Here is a 2612-nt window from a genome sequence, read left to right as displayed (position 1 = left end):
ACCCGGCGCAGGGTCACCGCCAGCAGCTGGGTGACCGGCAGCTCCCGGTCACCCAGCAGCACCGAGCCGTCGTCGACGCGCCGTTTCGGGTGCGGCTCGAACCGGTGCGGCTCCCCGGCGGCCAACCGCTGCGCGTCACGTCCGCTGTGGACGCCACCGGCGGCGTCGATACAGACCCCGGAGGCCAGCAGCGGAGTGCCGTCGAACAGCAGCGGCCGGGGTGGCTCGTCGCCACGGCGGACCACCGCGACGGTGTGTGTGGTGCCCAGGTCGACGGCGAGCCGTACCGGTCCGTTCACGGTCCTGATGTCCTCTCCCGGGATTGCGCCGGCGTGCGTACGCCGCCGGCGGGGATGCTATCGGCCGGCCGCCACCGTCGTGTCGGCGCCGAGCTGCTTCAACACCCGGGTACGCAGCGTCTCGTACTGTTCGCGGCAGCGGCGCGGCGGACCGTCCGGCCGGTCGACGACCGTACCGCTGCTGATCCGCTCGTGCGGGCCGAACTGGTCGCGGGTCAGGTCGATCTCGACCACGCCGAGCCGGTTCCACCAGTGCCGGCCGGTCCGCCGCCCACCGGTGCTGACCTCCCCGACCAGCAGCTCACCGCCGAGCAGGTCGTGCAGCACCAGCGCGGTGACCCCGCACTGGCCGCGGGCCGGGTTGCCGGTGTGCCAGTCGGCCAGGTCGGCGGGATCGCAGGTGTCGGCGGACCAGGCGGTACGGATGACACGTTCGATGTGGGTCAGGGTCCAGGTGCGGGGGAACATGGCGGCAGATCCTGCCACAGTGGTCCGACATCGCCGCCCGGCCCGGGTCGACCCGACAACGCCGCCTGACCCGACATCGCGACCCGGGCCGCCGGTGCCGGCGGTAACGGCTAGTAAGCTGCCCGGTCGTGACCGACGACAGTCAGCCGAGGACGGCCGGACCGGGCGGCGGCGACCAGTCCGCGTTGGCGACCGCCTGCCTGGCCGCCGGTGACGGGCGGCTGCGGCACGGGGCGGCGTTGAAGTTCTTCTGGGGTCCGATGGACTGCGGCAAGTCGACGCTGGCCCTGCAGATGGACCACAACCACGCCCGGCAGGGCCGCCGGGGTCTGGTGCTGACCCGCAACGACCGGTCGATGGGGCCGCAGGTGACCACCCGGATCGGGCTGGCCCACTCGGCGATCGAGGTCACCGACGACCTGGACCTGGTGGCGCTGGTGCGCGGCCGGTGGGCGGACGGCTCCCGGGTCGACTATCTGATCTGCGACGAGGCGTGTTTCTACACCGTCGACCAGGTCGGGCAGATGGCCGACCTGGTCGACGGCTACGACGTCGACGTGTTCGCGTTCGGGCTGGCCAGTGACTTCCGGTCGGTGCTGTTCCCGGCCGCGCAGCGGCTGTTCGAGATCGCCGACGAGGTGTGCCGCATCCAGGTCGAGGTGCTGTGCTGGTGCGGCCGGCAGGGCCTGCTCAACGCCCGTGTCGTCGACGGTGTGGTGGCCCGCCACGGCGAGCAGGTGGTGATCGGTGACACCGTCGACCACTCCGACGTGCGGTACCAGGTGCTGTGCCGGCGGCACCACCGCACCGGTGACCTCGGCCCCGGCTAGCCGACCCCGTCAACTGGCGGACGGATCCGGTTCGGCGGCGGCGAGCAGCGCGGCCTCCTGACCTGTGTCGAGCCCCAGCGGCGGCAGGTCGGTCCGCAGCGCCGGACGATGGTCCACGCCGGCCAGCCAGGCCCAGGTGTCGGCCACCGTCTCGGCCGCCGGCCGGCAGCGCAGCCCGGTGGCCAGTGCCCGGGACACGTCGCCGTGGTGCAGCGCGTCGTGCAGCTCACCCGGGGGCAGCCAGATCGGCAGCTCCGTCCAGGGCGCGACACCGGCGGCGGCCACCACCGCCGGGTCGACCCAGCGTAGCCGGGTGGACGCCCCGGTCACGTCGACGCAGTGGGTCAGCAGCTCGCCCATCGTGGTGTGGCCGCGCGGGCTGACCACGTTGACCGGCCCGCCGACACCGGCGGCGGCCGCGTCGAGCAGCCAGGCCGCCAGGTCCCGGGCGTCGACGTACTGCAGCGGCAGGTCGGGCGGCCCGGGGGCGGGCACGTCGCCGCCCCGGGCGACGCGGTGCAGCCACCACGGCAGCCGACCGACGTCCTCGTACGGGCCGAGGATCAGCCCGGCCCGGGCCAGCAGCGTCCGGTCACCGAAGGCGGCGACCGCGGCGAGTTCACCGCCGCGTTTGGCGCGGGCGTAGGTGACGTCGCCGCCGTCGTCGGCGTCGGCGTCGACCAGCGGCCCGGTCTCGTCGAGCCCGGCCGGCGGCGGGTACGCGTACACCGAGCGGCTCGACACGTACGTGTAGTGCCCGACCCGGTCGCGTAGCAGCCGGGCCGCGTCGCGGACCACCGACGGCGCGCCGGCCCAGGTGTCGACGGCCAGGTCCCAGTCACCGGTGCGCAGCGCGGCGAGACCGTCGGCGGCCGTCCGGTCGCCGACGAGCACCTGCGCGCCGGCCAGCGCCCGCCGGTCGCCACGGTGCCACAGGGTGACCTCACCGCCTCGAGCCAGCGCATCCCCGACGACGCACCAGCCGCCGAACCCGGTGCCGCCCCACACCAGCAGT

General features: G+C 74.5%; 3 protein-coding genes and 1 pseudogene. 1 reads left to right on the top strand and 3 read right to left on the bottom strand.

Going from position 1 to position 2612, the window contains the following annotated elements; all coding sequences use genetic code 11:
- Together ACXAHD_RS31865 and ACXAHD_RS31860 are read right to left on the bottom strand one after the other, a co-directional pair.
- A pseudogene (locus ACXAHD_RS31865) lies at positions 1–299 on the bottom strand (Hsp70 family protein); the annotation flags it as partial.
- A 57-nt stretch (positions 300–356) separates the two neighbouring features.
- Positions 357–767, bottom strand: a complete 411-nt coding sequence (locus tag ACXAHD_RS31860; RefSeq protein WP_475055122.1) for a YunG family protein — start codon at positions 765–767, stop codon at positions 357–359.
- Positions 768–952: 185 nt separating this feature from the next.
- Here ACXAHD_RS31860 and ACXAHD_RS31855 point away from each other — a divergent pair, with 185 nt between their 5' ends.
- Positions 953–1597 (top strand): thymidine kinase, encoded by a 645-nt coding sequence (locus tag ACXAHD_RS31855; RefSeq protein WP_475055124.1) that lies wholly within the window; start codon positions 953–955, stop codon positions 1595–1597.
- Positions 1598–1606: 9 nt separating this feature from the next.
- Here ACXAHD_RS31855 and ACXAHD_RS31850 read toward each other — a convergent pair whose 3' ends face one another.
- Positions 1607–2611, bottom strand: a complete 1005-nt coding sequence (locus ACXAHD_RS31850; protein ID WP_475055120.1) for a Rossmann-fold NAD(P)-binding domain-containing protein — start codon at positions 2609–2611, stop codon at positions 1607–1609.
- Between the last annotated feature and the right edge of the window lies 1 nt (position 2612).

The organism is Micromonospora sp. ABR4_055, assembly GCF_056160425.1.
This window is presented reverse-complemented; position numbering and strand designations above follow the sequence as displayed.